At 54.6% G+C, this 19,802-nt stretch carries 15 protein-coding genes; 9 read left to right on the top strand and 6 right to left on the bottom strand.

Annotated elements, in window-relative coordinates; translation table 11 throughout:
• Positions 1-293: 293 nt before the first annotated feature.
• Complete coding sequence (polA, locus tag QOT07_RS24860) at positions 294-3,098, top strand: DNA polymerase I (RefSeq protein WP_262210735.1); 2,805 nt, start codon at positions 294-296, stop codon at positions 3,096-3,098.
• A gap of 207 nt (positions 3,099-3,305) precedes the next feature.
• Positions 3,306-3,353 carry a small protein SpfP gene (spfP, locus tag QOT07_RS25960; RefSeq protein WP_071892919.1) on the top strand — a complete coding sequence of 16 codons (48 nt, stop codon included), beginning with the start codon at positions 3,306-3,308 and terminating at the stop codon, positions 3,351-3,353.
• 279 nt (positions 3,354-3,632) lie between these two features.
• On the opposite strand, the gene yihA is transcribed toward spfP, so the two are convergent.
• Positions 3,633-4,283, bottom strand: coding sequence for a ribosome biogenesis GTP-binding protein YihA/YsxC (gene yihA / locus QOT07_RS24855; protein WP_099063937.1), 651 nt, complete (start codon positions 4,281-4,283; stop codon positions 3,633-3,635).
• A gap of 747 nt (positions 4,284-5,030) precedes the next feature.
• On the opposite strand from yihA, the gene yihI reads away from it, so the two are divergent.
• On the top strand, positions 5,031-5,582 hold the full coding sequence (gene yihI / locus QOT07_RS24850) for a Der GTPase-activating protein YihI (RefSeq protein WP_283604240.1): 552 nt from the start codon (positions 5,031-5,033) through the stop codon (positions 5,580-5,582).
• Positions 5,583-5,764: 182 nt separating this feature from the next.
• Positions 5,765-7,138: an oxygen-independent coproporphyrinogen III oxidase gene (gene hemN / locus QOT07_RS24845; protein WP_099063935.1), complete on the top strand. Its 1,374-nt coding sequence runs from the start codon at positions 5,765-5,767 to the stop codon at positions 7,136-7,138.
• A 49-nt stretch (positions 7,139-7,187) separates the two neighbouring features.
• Here the strand turns inward: hemN and glnG are convergent, their stop codons facing one another.
• The 3 genes from glnG to glnA form a co-directional block, all read right to left on the bottom strand.
• Entirely contained in the window at positions 7,188-8,600 is a 1,413-nt protein-coding gene (gene glnG / locus QOT07_RS24840; protein ID WP_085120084.1) for a nitrogen regulation protein NR(I), read from the bottom strand.
• Between the two features lie 8 nt (positions 8,601-8,608).
• Positions 8,609-9,658, bottom strand: a complete 1,050-nt coding sequence (gene glnL, locus QOT07_RS24835; RefSeq protein WP_099063934.1) for a nitrogen regulation protein NR(II) — start codon at positions 9,656-9,658, stop codon at positions 8,609-8,611.
• A gap of 182 nt (positions 9,659-9,840) precedes the next feature.
• Positions 9,841-11,250 (bottom strand): glutamate--ammonia ligase, encoded by a 1,410-nt coding sequence (glnA, locus tag QOT07_RS24830; RefSeq protein ID WP_085120082.1) that lies wholly within the window; start codon positions 11,248-11,250, stop codon positions 9,841-9,843.
• 370 nt (positions 11,251-11,620) lie between these two features.
• Between glnA and typA the strand changes: the two genes are divergently transcribed.
• From typA to fabY, 5 genes are all read left to right on the top strand, one after another.
• Complete coding sequence (typA, locus tag QOT07_RS24825; protein ID WP_012147548.1) at positions 11,621-13,444, top strand: ribosome-dependent GTPase TypA; 1,824 nt, start codon at positions 11,621-11,623, stop codon at positions 13,442-13,444.
• Between the two features lie 164 nt (positions 13,445-13,608).
• A complete protein-coding gene (yihX, locus tag QOT07_RS24820) occupies positions 13,609-14,199 on the top strand; it encodes a glucose-1-phosphatase (protein ID WP_099063933.1) in 591 nt (196 codons plus the stop codon).
• A gap of 49 nt (positions 14,200-14,248) precedes the next feature.
• Entirely contained in the window at positions 14,249-15,139 is an 891-nt protein-coding gene (locus QOT07_RS24815; protein ID WP_283604239.1) for a virulence factor BrkB family protein, read from the top strand.
• Positions 15,136-15,573 carry a D-aminoacyl-tRNA deacylase gene (dtd, locus tag QOT07_RS24810; protein WP_012147545.1) on the top strand — a complete coding sequence of 146 codons (438 nt, stop codon included), beginning with the start codon at positions 15,136-15,138 and terminating at the stop codon, positions 15,571-15,573. The genes QOT07_RS24815 and dtd overlap by 4 nt, the downstream gene beginning before the upstream one ends.
• Positions 15,574-15,596: 23 nt before the next feature.
• Positions 15,597-16,544: a fatty acid biosynthesis protein FabY gene (fabY, locus tag QOT07_RS24805; protein WP_099063931.1), complete on the top strand. Its 948-nt coding sequence runs from the start codon at positions 15,597-15,599 to the stop codon at positions 16,542-16,544.
• A 39-nt stretch (positions 16,545-16,583) separates the two neighbouring features.
• Here fabY and QOT07_RS24800 read toward each other — a convergent pair whose 3' ends face one another.
• Entirely contained in the window at positions 16,584-18,245 is a 1,662-nt protein-coding gene (locus tag QOT07_RS24800; protein WP_283604238.1) for an AsmA family protein, read from the bottom strand.
• Positions 18,246-18,374: 129 nt separating this feature from the next.
• A complete protein-coding gene (locus tag QOT07_RS24795; RefSeq protein WP_283604237.1) occupies positions 18,375-19,775 on the bottom strand; it encodes a nucleobase:cation symporter-2 family protein in 1,401 nt (466 codons plus the stop codon).
• Positions 19,776-19,802: the final 27 nt, after the last annotated feature.

The raw sequence follows: 19,802 nt of genomic DNA, 5'->3' as shown, positions 1-19,802 counted from the left end.
TGGACGCAAGTTATATCCACAAATTGTGTAAAAGTCGATAATTACCCTCAGTCAAAATAACGCCATTTAACGCCGTGATTTAAATAGGAATTTTATTTCCTCTTATAACGATAAACGCATCGTTATAATTTGCTGTCTTTTCTATGCACAAAGTTATCCACAGGAAGGATCTTGCGGATCGCTTCGCAAGATCACAGGATTTTCACCCTTAATTCACGCTAAGGTTCGTCTCAGGCGGCCAGCTATGGCATGCTTACCGTCATGTCCGATCACGATAAAGATAAAGTAACGCTATGGCTCAAATTGCAGAAAACCCATTAATCCTGGTTGACGGTTCCTCTTACCTCTACCGCGCTTATCATGCCTTCCCTCCGCTGACCAACTCCGCAGGTGAACCGACCGGGGCAATGTACGGCGTGCTGAATATGCTGCGTAGCCTGCTGCTGCAGTACCAGCCAAGCCATGTTGCGGTGGTGTTTGATGCTAAAGGAAAAACCTTCCGTGATGAGCTGTTTGCAGAATACAAATCGCACCGGCCACCGATGCCTGACGATCTGCGTGCGCAAATTGAGCCGTTGCACAAAATGGTCAAGGCGATGGGCCTGCCGCTGCTGGTCACGCCCGGCGTTGAGGCGGACGACGTCATCGGTACGCTGGCACTGGAAGCTGAAAAAGCCGGTCATGCAGTGCTGATCAGCACCGGCGATAAAGACATGGCGCAGCTGGTCACGCCGAACGTCACTTTGATCAACACCATGAACAACACCATTCTCGGCCCGCAGGAAGTGTGCGACAAGTACGGCATCCCGCCGGAGCTGATTATCGACTTCCTGGCGCTGATGGGGGATGCCTCGGATAACATCCCAGGTGTGCCTGGCGTGGGTGAGAAGACCGCGCAGGGGCTGTTACAGGGCCTGGGTGGACTGGATGTGCTCTATGCCAATCTGGACAGCATCGCCACGCTCAGCTTCCGTGGGGCCAAAACCATGGCGGCCAAGCTGGAACAGAACAAAGAGATGGCGTACCTCTCTTACAAGCTGGCTACTATCAAAACTGACGTCGAGCTGGATCTGACCTGCGCCGATCTCCAGGTGTCTCCGCTGGACGTAGATACGTTGCAGCAGTTGTTCAAACAGTATGAATTTAAGCGCTGGCTGGCGGATGTCGAAGCCGGCATTTGGCTCGAAGGCAAGAAAGGCGCCGGAGTGAAAGCAACCAGCGCGGCGAAATCTTCTGCCAGTGCAGTTGCTGAAACCGGAAAAGCTCCGGCAGAAGCAACACTGTCGCAAGAAGGCTACGTCACCATTCTGGATGAAGACACCTTCGCCGAGTGGCTGGAAAAACTGAAAAAAGCCGAAGTGTTCGCGTTTGATACCGAAACTGACGGCCTGGATACCCTGACCGCTAACCTGATCGGCCTGTCATTTGCCATTGCACCGGGCGAAGCCGCTTATCTGCCGGTGGCACATGATTATCTTGATGCGCCGGCACAGTTGGATCGCGCTCATGTGTTGGCCACGCTGAAGCCACTGCTGGAAGACGAGAAAGCGCTGAAGGTCGGGCAAAACCTGAAGTTTGATATGAGCCTGCTGGCGCGTTACGACATCACCTTGCGTGGTATTGCTTTCGACACCATGCTGGAATCCTATGTGCTCGACAGCGTAGGCGGTCGCCACGATATGGACAGCTTGTCCGATCGCTATCTTGGCCACAAAACCGTGACCTTCGAAGAAATTGCCGGCAAGGGTAAAAAGCAGCTCACCTTCAACCAGATTGCACTGGAGCAGGCAGCACCTTACGCCGCTGAAGATGCCGACGTCACGCTGCAACTACACTTAGCGATGTGGCCGCAATTGAAGGAAAGCGCCGAACTGTTGACGGTATTCAATGAGATTGAAATGCCGCTGCTGCCGGTGTTGTCGCATATCGAACGAACCGGGGTGTTGATTGACCAAAGCATTCTGGCCACACACTCCATTGAATTGACCAAGCGCTTGGCTGAGTTGGAAATTCAGGCCCATGAATTGGCGGAAGAGCCTTTCAATCTGGCATCTACCAAACAGCTGCAGGCGATCCTGTACGAAAAACAAAAGCTGCCAATACTGAAGAAAACCCCGGGTGGTGCGCCTTCGACTAATGAAGAGGTGCTGGCTGAGCTGGCGCTGGATTACCCGTTACCGAAGGTGATCCTGGAATACCGTGGCTTGGCGAAGCTGAAAACCACCTATACCGACAAGCTGCCGCTGATGATTAACCCGGTCAGTGGCCGGGTACATACCTCCTATCATCAGGCGGTGACGGCGACCGGCCGTCTCTCTTCCAGCGATCCTAACCTGCAGAATATTCCGGTACGTAACGACGAAGGGCGCCGTATCCGCCAGGCATTTATTGCCCCTGAAGGTTACCGCATTGTGGCTGCCGACTATTCGCAAATTGAACTGCGCATTATGGCCCACCTGTCACAGGATGAGGGGCTGCTGAAGGCCTTTGCAGCCGGTGAGGACATCCACCGTGCCACCGCGGCCGAGGTGTTTGGCCTGCCGCTCGATAAGGTGACCAACGAACAGCGCCGCAGCGCCAAGGCGATTAACTTTGGCCTGATCTATGGCATGAGCGCGTTCGGTCTGGCGCGACAGCTAGGGATCCCACGCGGTGAAGCACAGCGCTATATGGACCTTTACTTCGAACGTTATCCGGGCGTGCTGGAATATATGGAGCGCACCCGCCAGCAGGCCGCCAGCCAGGGCTATGTCAGTACGCTGGACGGTCGTCGTCTGTACTTGCCGGATGTCAGCTCCAGTAATGGTATGCGTCGCAAGGCGGCCGAGCGTGCGGCGATTAATGCCCCAATGCAGGGGACGGCAGCCGATATCATCAAACGTGCGATGATCGAAGTGGACGCCTGGCTGCAAGCTCAGGAGAAGCCGCTGGTGCGTATGATTATGCAGGTACACGATGAACTGGTGTTCGAGGTGCATGAGTCGGTGATTGAGGAATCCAACCAGCGTATTCGTGAGCTGATGGAAAACAGCATGGCGTTGGCCGTACCGCTGAAAGTCGACGTTGGCGTGGGTGCCAACTGGGATGAAGCCCACTAAGAATGCCGTGGCTTGCCAGCCGGACTTTCAGTGGATGCGCTAACTGGCGATAACCTAAGCAGTTTTTGTAATTAAGCTACAAGATACGGTGATTGTTTCCACAACCTCGCCGTTATTACGCACTAAACTGTGTAAGTAAACTACAAAAAATTCTTTTGCACTGCGAAAAAATCATGTAAAGTTACTCGCGTAGGGTACAGAGGTAAGATGTTCTATCTTTCAGACCTTTTACTTCACGTAATCGGATTTGGCTGAATATTTAGCCGCCCCAGTCAGTATTGACTGGGGCGTTTTTTATTGTAAAAACAAAGCCAAGCCATAAGTTTTTCCTATTCTCTCCGACCCACTTTTTCCTCAATCGATCCCCTGAAATTGCCCATCCGTTGGACTTTCAACGTTAAATCGTCATAAGAGTTTATGATGGATTTCAGTCAAAAATGTAATTAGATAACGAAAATAGCCTGATATCGCGGATCGCGGGTGTAAAAAAGCCGATGCGTTTCCACATCGGCTATTGCGGCACCTGAGGCATTGTTATTCGCCGGCGGTGTCGTCATCTTCCGGCAGCACTTCCGGTGGGATCTCGTTAAACCAGGTGTTCAGCTTTTGGCTCAGCTTGTCGACACCGATTTTTTTCGGGGAAGAGAAGGCTTCAACCTGGATATCGCCCATAAAAGGTACTACCGCTTCACGCACCATATTAAGCTGCGCTTTACGCGCGCCAGAGGCCAGTTTGTCTGCTTTGGTCAGCAGGAGCATGACCGGTGTACCGACATCGACGGCCCACTGAATCATCTGTTGGTCGAGATCTTTCAACGGATGGCGGATATCCATCAGCACCACCAGGCCTTTCAGGCAGTTACGCATTTGCAGGTATTCACCCAGCGCACGCTGCCATTTGCGTTTCATCTCTTCAGGAACTTCGGCGTAGCCATAACCCGGCAGGTCGACGAGGCGAATGCCTTCTTCCACTTCAAACAGGTTAATCAGCTGGGTACGCCCCGGCGTTTTACTGGTACGCGCCAGGCCTTTCTGGTTGGTCAGGGTATTTAACGCGCTGGACTTACCGGCATTAGAGCGGCCGGCGAACGCAACTTCAATACCTTCATCCCCCGGCAGATGGCGAATATCGGGCGCACTGGTGACGAAATGGGTCACATGATAATTGTAATTCTTGCTGGTCAAAATTTTTCGTCTCCGCGAGGATGGCTAACTGATTGGCGATTATAACTGCATCAGCGGTAAAAATGGTGTGTTTCTCTGTTTTTAAGCGTCGTGGCAGCAGGGCATGGTAGTCAGACCCGGCCGGGCTTGTGAGACATTCGCCATTCGAATAGGGGGTAATGTCGCTTTATTCGAAAGCTGTTTTTATTCTTTCCATTTTAAAACAATGATTTAATTCTCCGTTGTCCTCTTTGTGGTGCCAAAGCCCTGCAGCTACCTTGAGACTCCCCCTTGATCGCGTAAAGTAGCTTGCAGCACAGGGCTGTGCAGGATTAAGGAACATCCGGGAAGGGTGATAAATCTCATGGAGTGCACAGGAAGTGCTGGAGTGCCAGGATGAACCCAGAAGGAATTGACCTATTTGCATCTGAATATGCGAATAGCACAAGGATGGTGAAGTTACCGCGATTGGAATGCCCGCAGGAAGCGCGCTCAGGAAGAGTGGATGCGAACGGATTGCGCCATGGACGATTTTCCCTTCAGGATGAAGGACGTAGTGCGGCAGGGATTGCGTTTATAGCAAAAGGAAAAACCAGGATGTTGAATGTACGCACGGAGCGCGTAGCAGGAATATCCTTCGAAAGAAGGTGTAAAAAGGCGGCAGGTTTAACCTGCCGCCTTTTTTCTTTGTTCGCTTTCTGCTAGATTCCGCCGCAATCGTATAGCATCTATCTCTATACTGAATCTACATACCTAAGAGCATACGCTATGAACCAGCCATCAAAAGCACCTCGCGCCCCACGCAGCAGCGCGGCGACGCCGAAAAACAAAAAGAAAAGCCGTGCGGAGCTCGATCAGGAAGCCCGTGAACACAAGCGTCAGAAAAAACGCCGTGGTCTTGCTTCCGGTTCTCGCACCCAGGTTGAGTCGGCTAATCAAAAAAATAAAGCGGCAGCCCAGGCCAAAGATCCGCGTATCGGCAGCAAAGTGCCGGTAGCGCTGGTGGTTGAAGATAAACCAAAAGCCAAGCCACAACCCAAGCCAAAAGCTGAAGCCAAGCCTAAACCACGTCTGACGCCGGAAGAAGAACTGGCCAAGCTGGAAAATGATGAGCGCCTGGACGCACTGCTGGATCGCATTGATGACGGCGAGACTCTGAACGCCGAAGATCAAGCTTATGTTGATCAGACGCTGGATCGTATCGATGCCCTGATGGAGCAACTGGGCATTGAATTGGGCGATGACGACGAAGAAGAAGAAGAAAAGCGGGAAGATATCCTGAAACTGCTGAAAGGCGGTAACCCGAAAGACGTAATTTAACGCGTCATGTGGTTGATCCTGACAGTAGCCCTACTCTTAATGTGTTATCTGCTGTGGTTATTCGGTAAACTGTGGCGGCTGTCAAAACGCAAAACGCGTTTTCGCAGCGCTTCCGCGGCCAGACAGCGTAGACAACTGCCCATTTCCCGGCCCGGTAGAAAAAAATATCGGAAGGAGTGAGCATGTCAGAGCAGGCAATTGTCTGGGATCTGGCCCTGATCCAGAAATATAACTATTCAGGGCCGCGTTATACCTCATACCCCACAGCGCTGGAGTTCAACCAGGGCTATGACGAAGCGGCGTTTCAACGCGCCGCTGCGCGTTATCCAGAGCGTCCGCTGTCGCTGTATGTGCATATCCCATTCTGTCACAAACTCTGCTATTTCTGTGGCTGCAATAAACTGGTGACGCGTCAGACGCACAAGGCCGATGAATACCTGGCGGTGCTGGCACAAGAGATCGCTCAGCGCGCTCCTCTGTTTGCCGGGCGTAAAGTTGGCCAGTTGCATTGGGGTGGCGGCACACCGACCTACCTGAGCAAAGTGCAAATCAGCAAGCTGGTGGCAATGTTGCGCCAACACTTTGATTTTCTCCCCGATTTGGAAATGTCGATCGAAGTTGATCCGCGCGAGATTGAGCTGGATGTGCTCGATCATTTACGCAGTGAAGGCTTTAACCGCCTGAGCATGGGGGTACAGGATTTCAATAAAGAGGTGCAGCGGCTGGTGAACCGTGAGCAGGATGAAGCCTTTATCTTCGCCCTGATCGCCCGTGCCAAGGCACTGGGTTTTAACTCCACCAATATCGATCTGATCTACGGGCTGCCAAAGCAGACGCCGGAGAGCTTTGCCTACACCCTGCAACGGGTGGCGGAACTGAACCCGGATCGCCTCAGCGTATTCAACTATGCGCATATGCCAAACCTGTTTGCCGCCCAACGTAAAATCAAAGACGCGGATTTGCCGAGTGCGCAGCAGAAACTGGATATCCTGCAGCAGACCATTGCCTCCCTGACCGAGTCCGGCTATCAGTTTATCGGCATGGATCACTTTGCCCGTCCGGATGATGAGCTAGCCGTGGCGCAGCGTGAAGGCAAACTGCATCGTAACTTCCAGGGGTACACCACTCAGGGTGACAGTGATTTACTGGGGCTGGGCGTGTCCGCTATCAGCATGCTGGGGGACAGCTATGCCCAGAACCAGAAAGAGCTGAAGACCTATTACAGCAGCGTAGAGGCGCAGGGTCATGCCTTATGGCGCGGTCTGGCGATGACGGAGGACGACTGCCTGCGGCGTGAGGTGATCAAAACGCTGATCTGCAATTTCAAGCTGGACTATCCGACGATAGAACAACAGTTCGACATCGACTTCGCCAGCTATTTTGCTGAGGATTTGCAACTGCTGGCGCCGTTTGAACGCGATGGGCTGGTGGAACGTGACGAGCAGGGTATTCGCGTCACGCCGCGTGGCCGGCTACTGATCCGCAATATTTGCATGTGCTTTGATATCTACCTGCGCCAACAGGCGCGCACTCAGCAATTCTCTCGGGTTATTTGATCGATAAAAAAACGGCCGCGAATGCGGCTGTTTTCATCAATAACGCAAGCTATTCCATTCCCAACTCTTTCAACTTGCGCGTCAGGGTATTACGGCCCCAACCCAACAAGCGGGCAGCTTCCTGCTTATGCCCCTGGGTATGACGCAGCGCGGTGGTGAGCAGCGTGCGCTCCATTTCCGGTTGCGCTTCCGACAGCAGGTTTTGATGACCGGAACGCAGTGCACGATCGGCCCATTGCGCCAGCAGCGTGGCCCAACTGTCCGGCAGGCTATGGCCGGCAGTTTCCGGTGCTGAGGTTTCAAACAGCTCACTCGGCAGATCCTGGATCAGCACTTCCTGCCCGGCGGCCATCACGGTTAACCAGCGACAGGTGTTTTCCAGCTGACGCACGTTGCCCGGCCATGGCAGGCGGGTCAGGGCAGTTTCGGTTTCCGGATGCAGATTCTTCGCTTCAACACCCAACTCTTTTGCCGCGACTTGCAGGAAGTAGCGGGCCAGACGGGGGATGTCCTCGCGACGTTCACGTAACGGCGGCAGGTGTACGCGGATCACGTTCAGGCGGTGGAACAGATCCTCACGGAATTTGCCTTCCTGTACCCGCAACTCCAGGTTCTGGTGGGTGGCGGCGATAATACGCACATCCACCTTGACCGGCGCATAACCACCGACCCGGTAAAACTGACCATCTGCCAACACGCGAAGTAAACGAGTTTGAACATCCAGCGGCATATCACCGATTTCATCCAGGAACAGCGTCCCGCCGTCGGCCTGCTCAAAGCGGCCCTGACGGATCTGATTGGCGCCGGTAAAGGCCCCTTTCTCGTGGCCGAACAGCTCGGATTCGATCAGGTCTTTCGGGATCGCCGCCATGTTCAACGCGATAAAGGGTGACTTGGCACGCGGGCTATGGCGGTGCAGGGCATGAGCCACCAGCTCTTTACCGGTGCCGGATTCGCCGTTGATCAGCACGCTGATTGATGAACGCGACAGACGACCGATGATGCGGAACACGTCCTGCATCGCCGGGGCTTCCCCGATAATGTCTGCCACCGGATCGTTGGCCGGCTGGCTGCGTGCCGGCTGTTGCTGCTCCTGATAATGGCTGATGGCGCGTTCTACCAGCGCTACCGCCTCATCGATATCAAAGGGTTTTGGCAGGTAATCGAACGCCCCTTGCTGGTAGGCGCTGACCGCAGCGTCCAAATCCGAATGTGCCGTCATTATGATGACCGGTAGCATGGGATGACGCTGCTTGATCTGCTTGAGCAACGCCAGGCCATCCATACCCGGCATGCGGATGTCAGACAGCAACACGTCAGGCGTTTGCGTGGCCAGGGCTTCCAGTACCGCATTGCCACTTTCGAAGCTCACGCAGCTCACACCGGCTCCAGTGAGCGCGCGTTCAAGCACCCAGCGGATGGAGCTATCGTCATCGACGATCCAGACTATCCCTCGTTGCATAGAAAACCTCACTGGCGAATAGGCAGGTAAACCGAGAATTCGGTATGTCCTGGCCAACTGTTAAATTCAATTTTTCCGCAATGCTGATCAATAAGATTACGGGCGATGGATAAACCCAGACCGGTTCCGCCTTCGCGGCCGCTGACCATTGGGTAAAACAGCGTGTCCTGCAACTGCGCCGGAACGCCGGGGCCGTCATCTTCGATATCGATACGTGCCGCTAACCGGTAGCGGGTACCGTGCAGGGTGATTTGGAATGCGGTACGGGTGCGCAGCGTGATAGTGCCGCCTGCTTCGCCCAGCGCCTGCAGCGCATTGCGGGTGATGTTCAGCAACACCTGCTCGATTTGATCCGGGTCGTGTGCCATCTCGGGCAGGCTCGGGTCGTAGTCGCGCACCAGCGTCACGTTATCCGGCTTCTCCAGCGACACCAACTGGCAAACGCGCTCCGCCACCTGATGAATACTCTGGGTAATGTGCTGGCCCGGGCGTTGCGGGCCCAGCAGGCGATCGACCAGATTGCGCAGGCGGTCGGCCTGTTCAATGATCACCTTGGTGTATTCGGTCAGCGACGGGTCGGGCAGGGCCTTGGCCAACAGTTGTGCTGCGCCACGCAGTCCACCAAGCGGGTTTTTAATCTCATGTGCCAGGCCACGGACCAGATCGCGGGCGGCAACCTGTTGAGCATGCTGCAGCTGTTCCTGGCTCAGGCGGCGTTGATTATCCATAGGCGCCAGCTCGATCAGGATATAGCCTTCAGACAGCGCCTGGGCGGTCAGGGAGAGGATATGTGCGCGCCCATCAACCACCAGGGTCACTTCGCTATCGGTAAAGCCCTGGCCGGCGCGCAGGCTCTCACGCATCAGATCAACGTTCAGTGAGAAATAGCCGAGCAGATCGGGCAAAGGTGTACCGAAAAGTTTACGGGAACTTTGTGCCAGCAGTTGTTGTGCTGCCGGATTGGCGTAATGAACCGCCAGATCATCATCCAACAGCAGGATGCTGTTGATGAGAGAATTGAGGATCTGCCCAGCATCGGGCAGCTTGCCAGTTGCCATACAGCAGACTCCTGCACCTTTTTAGTGCATCTATCCTACCCCATCCCCACAGCGTGCGGTATGGAATAGTTTTGCAGAAAATACGGTGGAGAAAAAAACCCATCCGAAGATGGGCAGAAAGTTTCCACGGCAACAAAAAAACAACTCAATCTGGGCGCCGTCCGCAGACGGCGCGGTAAAACTTAAACGCTGTAGTACAGTTCGAACTCAACCGGGTGTGGTGTCATGCGAACGCGGTCCATTTCTTCTTTACGCAGATCGATGTAAGCGTCGATCGCGTCGTCGGTGAATACGCCGCCACGGGTCAGGAACTCGCGGTCTTCGCTCAGTGCAGCCAGCGCTTCATCCAGGGAGCCTGCAACTTTTGGAATTTCAGCTTCTTCTTCTGGTGGCAGGTCATACAGGTTTTTGTCCATGGCATCGCCAGGGTGGATTTTGTTAATCACACCGTCCAGGCCTGCCATCAGCAGAGCCGCGAAGCACAGGTATGGGTTAGCCGCTGGATCCGGGAAACGGGCTTCGATACGGCGCGCTTTCGGGCTGGCTACCACTGGGATACGGATAGAAGCTGAACGGTTACGGGCTGAGTAAGCCAGCATGACCGGTGCTTCGTAACCTGGGACCAGACGCTTGTAAGAGTTGGTGGTCGGGTTGGCCAGGGCGTTGATCGCTTTAGCGTGCTTGATGATACCGCCGATGTAGAACAGGGCGATTTCAGACAGGCCGCCGTATTTGTCGCCGGCGAACAGGTTAGTCCCGTTCTTGGACAACGACATGTGGCAGTGCATACCGGAGCCGTTATCACCGAACATAGGTTTCGGCATGAAGGTCGCGGTTTTGCCAAATGCGTGAGCCACGTTGTGAACCACGTATTTGTAGATTTGGATTTCGTCGGCTTTCTTGGTCATGGTGTTGAAGCGGGTTGCCACTTCGTTCTGACCTGCAGTTGCCACTTCGTGGTGGTGCGCTTCAACCACCAGGCCCATTTCTTCCATGGTCAAACACATGGTAGAACGGATGTCCTGTGAAGAATCGACCGGAGGAACCGGGAAGTAACCGCCTTTGACTGCCGGACGGTGGCCTTTGTTGCCGCCATCATATTTGGTGCCGGAGTTCCATGCGCCTTCGATATCGTCGATAGCTACGTGAGAACCACGGATGCTGCTGCCGAAACGAATATCATCGAACAGGAAGAATTCTGGCTCTGGCCCGAACAGCACGGTGTCCGCGATGCCGGAAGAACGCAGGAAATCTTCTGCGCGCTTGGAGATGGAGCGCGGATCACGATCGTAGCCCTGCATGGTGCCTGGCTCGAGAATGTCGCAGCGAATGATCAGGGTGGATTCTTCGAAGAATGGATCCAGGACCGCCGTGCTGGCGTCTGGCATCAGCACCATGTCAGATTCGTTGATGCCCTTCCAACCACCGATCGAGGAGCCGTCAAACATTTTACCTTCTTCGAAGAAGTCGGCATTTACCTGATGAGAAGGGATGGTGACGTGCTGTTCCTTACCCTTGGTGTCAGTGAAACGCAGGTCTACGAATTTCACTTCATGCTCATTCAGCATCGTCAAAACGTGTTCAGCGGACATACTTAACTCTCCCGGATTTATCATTGTCTTCGTCGTGGAACGAATCTGTGGAACTGGCTTTTTTTGTCTTAAAAAGACTAAAGCGAAAACTGTGCCAACTTTGCTAAAGCGCTTTAATCGCCTTTCTGCGCGGCTTTTGCACAGAATCAGTATGCACCATCAGTGACGCATTGCACTTAAATGGTGCAGTTCATGTGAGGTGGGGCACCGTAATGGTGCAAAAGTGCACCGGATGCTGCTTTTTGCACCGTGAAAGGGATCACATACTGACCTGTACACAGTTGTTTATAAGAGACTGTTGTGATCTTGTTTAGTCCCTCGCTTAATACGTGTACAATAGCGCGCTATTTCTAATGCCTGAGGCAAAGCTGTGATCGAAAATTTGCGTAACATCGCCATTATTGCCCACGTTGACCATGGTAAGACCACCCTGGTTGATAAGCTGCTGCAACAATCCGGTACTTTCGGAGAGCGTGTAGAAGCCACCGAACGCGTAATGGACTCCAACGATTTGGAGAAAGAGCGTGGGATTACCATCCTCGCTAAAAACACCGCCATTAATTGGAAAGACTACCGCATCAACATCGTGGATACCCCAGGACACGCCGACTTCGGCGGTGAGGTTGAGCGTGTGATGTCAATGGTTGACTCGGTGCTGCTGGTTGTGGACGCAATGGATGGCCCAATGCCGCAAACCCGTTTCGTGACCAAAAAAGCCTTCGCTAATGGTCTGAAGCCGATCGTGGTAATCAACAAGGTTGACCGTCCAGGCGCACGTCCTGATTGGGTTGTTGATCAGGTCTTCGACCTGTTCGTTAACCTTGACGCGACCGACGAGCAGCTCGACTTCCCAATCATCTATGCTTCTGCACTGATGGGGATCGCGGGTACTGACCACAATGAGATGGCGGAAGACATGACCCCGCTGTATCAAGCGATCGTAGACCACGTGTCTGCACCGCAGGTTGAGCTCGAAGCACCATTCCAGATGCAGATCTCTCAGCTGGACTACAACAACTACGTGGGCGTTATCGGCATCGGCCGTATCAAGCGTGGTAAGGTCAAGCCGAACCAACAGATCACTATCATTGATAGCGAAGGCAAAACCCGTAACGGTAAAGTTGCCAAGGTTCTGACTCACATGGGTCTGGAGCGTATCGAAGCGCCTATCGCTGAAGCTGGCGACATCATCGCTATCACCGGTCTGGGCGAGCTGAACATCTCTGACACCATCTGTGATGTGAATGCGGTTGAAGCGCTGCCGGCACTGTCTGTTGATGAACCGACCGTAACCATGTACTTCAACGTCAACACCTCTCCGTTCTGTGGTAAAGAAGGCAAGTACGTGACTTCACGTCAGATCCTTGACCGTCTGAACAAAGAGCTGGTGCACAACGTGGCACTGCGTGTTGAAGAAACCGAAGATGCTGATGCATTCCGCGTATCTGGCCGTGGTGAACTTCACCTGTCGGTTCTGATCGAAAACATGCGTCGTGAAGGTTTCGAGCTGGCGGTTTCCCGTCCTAAAGTTATCAACCGTAAAATCGATGGCCGCATGCAAGAGCCATTCGAAAACGTGACGCTGGATATCGAAGAACAGCACCAGGGTTCAGTCATGCAAGCCATGGGTGAGCGCAAAGGTGACGTTAAGGACATGATCCCAGACGGCAAAGGTCGTATTCGTCTGGATTACCTGATCCCTGCGCGTGGCCTGATCGGTTTCCGTACCGAGTTCATGACCATGACTTCCGGTACCGGTCTGCTGTACTCCACCTTCAGCCACTACGATGACGTGCGCCAGGGTGAAATCGGCCAGCGCCAGAACGGCGTGCTGATCTCTAACGGCCAGGGCAAAGCGGTAGCATTCGCCTTGTTCGGTCTGCAAGATCGCGGCAAGCTGTTCCTGGGTCACGGTGCGGAAGTGTATGAAGGCCAGATCATCGGTATTCACTCACGTTCTAACGACCTGACCGTGAACTGCCTGACCGGTAAGAAGCTGACCAACATGCGTGCTTCCGGTACTGACGAAGCGACTACCCTGGTTCCTGCTATCAAGATGTCCCTGGAGCAAGCTCTGGAATTCATCGATGATGACGAACTGGTAGAAGTAACGCCAACGTCCGTACGTATTCGTAAACGTCACCTGACTGAAAACGATCGTAAACGTGCAAGCCGCGGTCCTAAAGAAGCTTAATCGCTGATTTAGTCTGCAACACTTAGGGCGCGTCCAGCGCCCTGAGTTTTTTCCTCTGTCTTTTCCCATTTCTGCCGCGTGCTATACGCTTTTCTGCCTGCTCTCTATTCAGCCTCTGCTTTTCCCGCTACAGTAAAATCTCACCGGCCCATCAGGAGAGGACTATGCTGTATATCTTTGATTTAGGTAATGTGATCGTCGATATCGATTTCAAACGTGTACTGGGTGTATGGAGCAATTTAAGCGGTACGCCGCTGGCGGTATTGTCCGAGCGTTTCACCATGGGCGAGTTGTTCCAACAGCATGAGCGCGGTGAAATCAGCGATGAAGACTTTGCTGAACGGTTGAGTGATGAAATGGGTATCGCCCTCAGCTTCGAACAGTTCGCTACCGGTTGGCAGGCGGTGTTTGTCGCCCTGCGCCCGGAAGTGATCGACATCATGAAACGCCTGCGCAGTGAAGGCCACCGTGTGGTGGTGCTGTCGAACACCAACCGCCTGCACTGCAACTATTGGCCACAGCACTACCCGCAAGTGGCCGAAGCCGCCGATCATCTCTACCTGTCTCAGGATATTGGCATGCGCAAACCGGACGCCAATATCTATCAGCACGTGCTTAACGCCGAAAATACCCCATCGGAGCAGGCGGTGTTTTTTGACGATGTGGCGGCTAATGTGGCAGCGGCTGAGGCGCTGGGCATTAAAGGGGTGCACGTGACCGACCGCGACGTGGTGCCGGCTTATTTTGCCCAATGACCGCGAAGGGTTAAGCTTAAGGCGTACAAACTGACATCAAGGAGTGGCCATGTCGTTTTTCCGCCGCAAGAAACTGCCTTCTGCGATCAAACCCAGCGTCACCTTTGGGCGGCTGCTGATCAAGCGTATCGACAGTGATGGCCTGACTATGTTGGCGGGCCATCTGGCTTATGTTTCCCTGCTGTCGCTGGTGCCCCTGGTGACCGTGGTGTTCGCGCTGTTTGCCGTGTTCCCAATGTTCTCCGATATCAGCGTCCAACTGAAAAGCTTTATCTTCTCCAACTTCATGCCGGCCGCCGGCAACGTGATCCAGAGTTATCTGGAACAGTTTGTCGCCAACTCCAACAGGATGACCGCCGTGGGTACCTGTGGGCTGATCGTCACCGCGCTGTTGTTGATCTCCTCGGTGGACAGCGTGCTGAACACCATTTGGCGTAGCAAAAACAAGCGTCCAATCGTGTTTTCGTTCGCGGTGTACTGGATGGTTCTGACCCTGGGGCCGCTGTTGGTCGGTGCCAGTATGGCGATCAGCTCTTATCTGCTGTCGCTCAACTGGTTGGCGCAGACCGGTGTTAACAGCCTGGTGGATCAGGTGCTGCGTATTTTCCCGCTGATCCTGTCGTGGATATCCTTCTGGCTGCTGTATTGCATTGTGCCGACGGTACGGGTACCGCCCAAGGATGCATTGATAGGTGCGCTGGTGGCCGGGTTGCTGTTTGAGCTGGGTAAGAAAGGTTTTGCCTTGTACATCACCATGTTCCCGTCTTATCAGCTGATTTACGGCGTGCTGGCGGTGATCCCCATTTTATTCCTTTGGGTCTACTGGAGCTGGTGTATCGTGTTACTCGGCGCGGAAATCACGGTGACCATCGCGGAATACCGCGACTACCGCCAACAGAAGGCGGAACAACAGAATCAGTCATCAGAAGGGCAGTTATGATTGCGTTAATTCAACGGGTATTAAATGCCAGCGTCACGGTCGAAGGTCAGACGGTAGGCAACATAGGCCCGGGTTTGTTAGTGTTATTGGGCGTGGAGCAGGACGATAACGAGCAGAAAGCCGTGCGCCTGTGTGAGCGTGTGTTGGGGTACCGCATCTTTGGTGACGAGAACGACAAGATGAATCTCAATGTCCAACAGGCAGGGGGCAGCCTGCTGGTGGTCTCGCAGTTCACGCTGGTGGCCGACACGCAAAAAGGTATGCGCCCGAGTTTTTCGCGCGGTGCGGTACCGCAGGAAGCCGATCGGTTATACCAATATTTTGTTGGCCAGTGCCGCGAGCGCGGCATAGAAACTCAAACCGGTGAGTTTGCGGCTGACATGAAAGTCGCGCTGGTGAACGACGGACCAGTGACGTTTTGGCTTCAAGTTTAAGTATTCTGAGAGAGAAGGCGTCTATGTATCACCTACGAGTACCGGTAACAGAACAAGAACTGAAGGATTATTACCAGTTCCGCTGGGAAATGCTGCGCAAGCCGCTGCACCAGCCGGTGGGGTCGGAAAAGGATGCCTATGACGCCATGGCGCATCACCAAATGGTGGTGGACGAGGGCGGAAAAATTGTCGCTATTGGGCGGCTGTATATCAACGCGGACAACGAGGCGGCGATTCGTTTTCTGGCGGTAGATCCGACGGTGCAGGACAAAGGCCTGGGGACGCTGGTGGCCATGACTCTCGAGTCCGTGGCGCGCCAGGAAAGTGTTAAGCGGGTCGTCTGTAGCGCCCGTGAGGATGCGGTGGATTTCTTTGCCAAACTTGGCTTCGTTAATCAGGGCGAGATCACCGCGCCGCAAACTACGCCGATTCGCCACTTTTTGATGATCAAACCCGTGGCGACGCTGGATGACATTCTGCATCGCCCCGACTGGTGCGGTCAGTTGCAGCAGGCCTGGTACGACCATATCCCGCTCAGTGAAAAAATGGGCGTGCGCATCAGCCAATATACCGGCCAGCGTTTTGTCACCACCATGCCTGAGATAGGCAACCAGAATCCGCACCATACGCTGTTTGCCGGCAGCCTGTTCTCCCTGGCGACACTGACCGCATGGGGGCTAATCTGGCTGTTGCTGCGCGAGCGTCATTTGGGCGGCACTATTATTCTGGCGGATGCCCATATCCGTTACAGCAAGCCGATTACCGGCCGGCCGCGAGCGGTGGCGGATCTCAGTTCATTGAGCGGGGATTTGGCCCGCCTGGCGCGTGGTCGCCGTGCTCGTGTACAGGCGGAAGTCCACCTGTTCGGCGACGATGACAGAGGGGCGGTGTTTGAAGGCACTTATATGGTGTTGCCGGCCGAACCGGAAGTTCCCCTCGATCAGGGCGGTTGTGAGGCGATAGACAGTTGATACTGTGGCCCTCTCGGTGCAGAGAGGGCCAATTCCAAATCAAGGCAGTTGTTGTTCCAGCGTTTGTCCTGCTTTGCTGGTGGCCTGCAATTGGCCCTGCAATGAAGCCTTGAATGGCCCATCGCTGTTCAGCAAGCCTTTCAACTGTAATTGCAGGTTACTGTCACCTTCCAGTGGAACCGGTTGCCATCCCCATTGTTGCAAGGTGTTCACCGGTACCGAACGCCCATTCAGCGACAGCGTAAAAGGCTTGCCCGGCAGTTGCTCGACGGTGGCTTTGGCTTCCAGCAATCCCTGCGGCATAAAGGCGCTGAGCTCGGTGACGTTGATCTGCCCGTCATTAGCGTTCAGCGCCAACGATGGGCGGCGAACGTCTATCTTGTTGAAGGTGGCTTCGCTGCCGTTGAGATTCAGCGTGCCGGACCAGATACCCCACTGGTGATCGCGCGCCAGTAACAGGTTGCTGCCGTAACCGTCCAGCGCGGTGACCTGGAACGGGAAAGCCGGGCTGATGTCGATGATCAGATTGCGGTTGGTGGTCAGCTTGTTGACGTAGACCTCTGCCAGCCAGTGCGGCAGCGTTTGTAGCCACAACCCGCGCCAGTTACTCGGCAAGGTGTATTCCAACGCGGCGACCGCCACCTCATCCAGTTGCAGGCGATTATTAGCGCGCAGCCAGTTGCCGGAGGTACGCAATAGGCCACCTTCCCAGCGGGTGGTGAACTGCTGAATAGCGATACCCGCTGGTGAGAGACGCATATTCATGATCGGATCAATCAGGTGGAAACCGCCATTGATCAGATCGCTGGCGTTGAAGTTCAGCGAACCGTCCGGACTACTCCAGTCGCCCTGCTGGAAGGTGACGTTTTGCAGCGACAGGTCGAGATCGTTGAACGCCCACTCTTTACCTTCCAGCCGGGCATCGATCAGATCAAAACGTTTAAGCGTGATCGGCGGCAGGGCGGTAAAGCGCTGCCAGAATTGTTCCAGCGTCAGTGGCGTCTGCATGCGCACACCACTCAGCCGCAGGCGTTCTACCTGCCAGCTGCCGTCAGCGGCGCGGGTGGCTACGCCAGTCAAATCACCTTGCGCCAGATCGGCGCCGAAGTTGCTGAGCAGCAACTGGTTTTGCTTAAGCTCGCCCTGTACCAATACCTGTGAGGCTGGGATGCCGTTCAGCGTCATGGAACCGGCGCTGAACTGGAACTGATTATTTTCACCCAAGGGATGACCGGCGTTGGGCTGCCATGGCGTAATACCGGCATTGACCTGTTGGGCATCCAGCTGCCAGGTTTCGTCGTTGGATTGCAGCGCCATATTGCTCAGTTGCAGCACATTGGCCTCTATCGGCAATACCGAATTCTGCTGTGGGAGCTTAAGCGTCCCCTCGCGTAGCGTGACGCTATGGAAATAACGTGGTTCGGTGATTTGGCGCAGGCTGAGCCCGAGGTCTACCTGTTTGGCTATCAGCGATGGCGGCTGATTTTTTGTTGCCAACCGAACGTCTTCCAGGCTGATTTGGCTCGGTTGGTCCCACGAGTGCGAGATCTTCGCCACCGACAGCTGGTATTCGCTGTTATCGCTGACCCAGCGGCTGATCCAGCCCGCTGCCCAACGGGTTTGCCCAATGACGTACAACAGCGCAATGGCAAGCACTACCAGCAGCAGCAACGTCAGCAACAGTTTCCCGATAAATTTCATCGTCTACATCCGCATCGGTCAAAAAAGATACCCTGTTTATGCCGTAATTGGCTGGGCATCTCAAGTGCAATGGTCTGATAGGCAATAAAAAACGGCCGCAAGCGACCGTTTAACCGTCAGTGCGGCTGATTACGGCTTTTCGTGTTCGTGCGGGAACACCAGATTCAGCACGATGGCGGTGATCCCCCCGGCAGCAATGCCTGAGGAGAGCAGGGTTTTCAGCCAGTCCGGCGCGAACTGCAGGATCAGCGGTTGCTGGGAAACGCCCATGCCCACCGCCAGCGACAGCGCCATGATCATGATCGCCCGGCGGTTCAGTCGTTCGCGCGACACGATACGCACACCGGATGCGGCGATGGTGCCGAACATCACCAGGGTTGCGCCGCCCAATACCGGCTCAGGAATGTGTTGCACGAATCCGGCTACCGCTGGGAACAACCCCAACAGGATCAGCATCAGTGCCACCACGAAACCGACATAACGGCTGGCAACGCCGGTCAGCTGGATCACCCCATTATTCTGACCAAAGCAGGAGTTGGGGAAGGTGTTGAACACCGCTGACAGCATCGAGTTCAGACCGTTGGCCAGCACGCCGCCCTTCAGGCGCTTCATATACAGCGGGCCGCTGACCGGCTGTTCCGACACGTCCGAGGTGGCGGTGATATCGCCAATGGTTTCCAGTGAGGTGACCATAAAGATCAGCATCAGGGGTAACAGCAGGTTCCAGTCAAAGCCCAGGCCGTAATACAGCGGCGTTGGGATGATGATCGCTGCCGTCTCGGGAACCGGTTGGCTTGATGGCAGCATGTCCATGGCCCAGGCCAGCAGATAACCGACCGCCATGGCAATCACCAGAGAGGCGACGCGCAGGTACGGGTTGCGCTGACGATTTAGCAAGATAATCAACAATAATACCGCACCGGCCAGCAGCAGGTTTTTGGGGGCACCGAAGCTACCCTCGTTCATCGCGGCATAGCCACCGCCGATGGAGGTCAGCCCGACCTGGATCAGCGATAAACCGATAATCATCACCACGATGCCGGAAACCAGCGGGGTGATAATACGTCGCGCCAGGTGCAGCACGCGTGATAGCAAGATCTCGGTGCAGGAGGCGACCATCAGTGTGCCAAACAGCGCTGCCATCATGGTTGGCACGTCGGCCCCGCCGTTTTTCAGCGCCAGCCCACCCATAATCAGCGGTGCAACAAAGTTAAAACTGGTGCCCTGGATTGACAGCAGACCGGAACCGACCGGCCCCCAGGTTTTAATTTGCAGGATAGAGGCCAGACCGGAGGCAAACAGCGACATGCTGATGATGTGTTGAGTATCCTGTGCCGGTAAACCTAACGCCTGACAGATCAACAGAGCCGGGGTGATCACTGCAACAAACATTGCCAACAGGTGCTGACTAGCGGCAAACAGCGTCTGAGGCAGTGGTGGGCGGTCTTCCAGGCGATAAATCAGTTCACTGTTGCGGGCAGGGGAGGATGCTTTTTGCGCAGCATCGAGCTCGGCGGATGGCATGGTCATGGTGTGGCATTTCCAGAAACGGCAAAG

The organism is Serratia proteamaculans, from assembly GCF_949794035.1.
Lineage (GTDB): Bacteria > Pseudomonadota > Gammaproteobacteria > Enterobacterales > Enterobacteriaceae > Serratia > Serratia proteamaculans.
This window is presented reverse-complemented; position numbering and strand designations above follow the sequence as displayed.

Bases quoted from the DNA above. Each gene is read 5' to 3' on its own strand.
- polA (WP_262210735.1), top strand. From the start codon at position 294: ATGGCTCAAATTGCAGAAAACCCATTAATCCTGGTTGACGGTTCCTCT.
- yihI (WP_283604240.1), top strand. From the start codon at position 5,031: ATGAACCAGCCATCAAAAGCACCTCGCGCCCCACGCAGCAGCGCGGCG.
- hemN (WP_099063935.1), top strand. From the start codon at position 5,765: ATGTCAGAGCAGGCAATTGTCTGGGATCTGGCCCTGATCCAGAAATAT.
- glnG (WP_085120084.1), bottom strand. From the start codon at position 8,600: ATGCAACGAGGGATAGTCTGGATCGTCGATGACGATAGCTCCATCCGC.
- glnL (WP_099063934.1), bottom strand. From the start codon at position 9,658: ATGGCAACTGGCAAGCTGCCCGATGCTGGGCAGATCCTCAATTCTCTC.
- glnA (WP_085120082.1), bottom strand. From the start codon at position 11,250: ATGTCCGCTGAACACGTTTTGACGATGCTGAATGAGCATGAAGTGAAA.
- yihX (WP_099063933.1), top strand. From the start codon at position 13,609: ATGCTGTATATCTTTGATTTAGGTAATGTGATCGTCGATATCGATTTC.
- QOT07_RS24815 (WP_283604239.1), top strand. From the start codon at position 14,249: ATGTCGTTTTTCCGCCGCAAGAAACTGCCTTCTGCGATCAAACCCAGC.
- dtd (WP_012147545.1), top strand. From the start codon at position 15,136: ATGATTGCGTTAATTCAACGGGTATTAAATGCCAGCGTCACGGTCGAA.
- fabY (WP_099063931.1), top strand. From the start codon at position 15,597: ATGTATCACCTACGAGTACCGGTAACAGAACAAGAACTGAAGGATTAT.
- QOT07_RS24800 (WP_283604238.1), bottom strand. From the start codon at position 18,245: ATGAAATTTATCGGGAAACTGTTGCTGACGTTGCTGCTGCTGGTAGTG.
- QOT07_RS24795 (WP_283604237.1), bottom strand. From the start codon at position 19,775: ATGACCATGCCATCCGCCGAGCTCGATGCTGCGCAAAAAGCATCCTCC.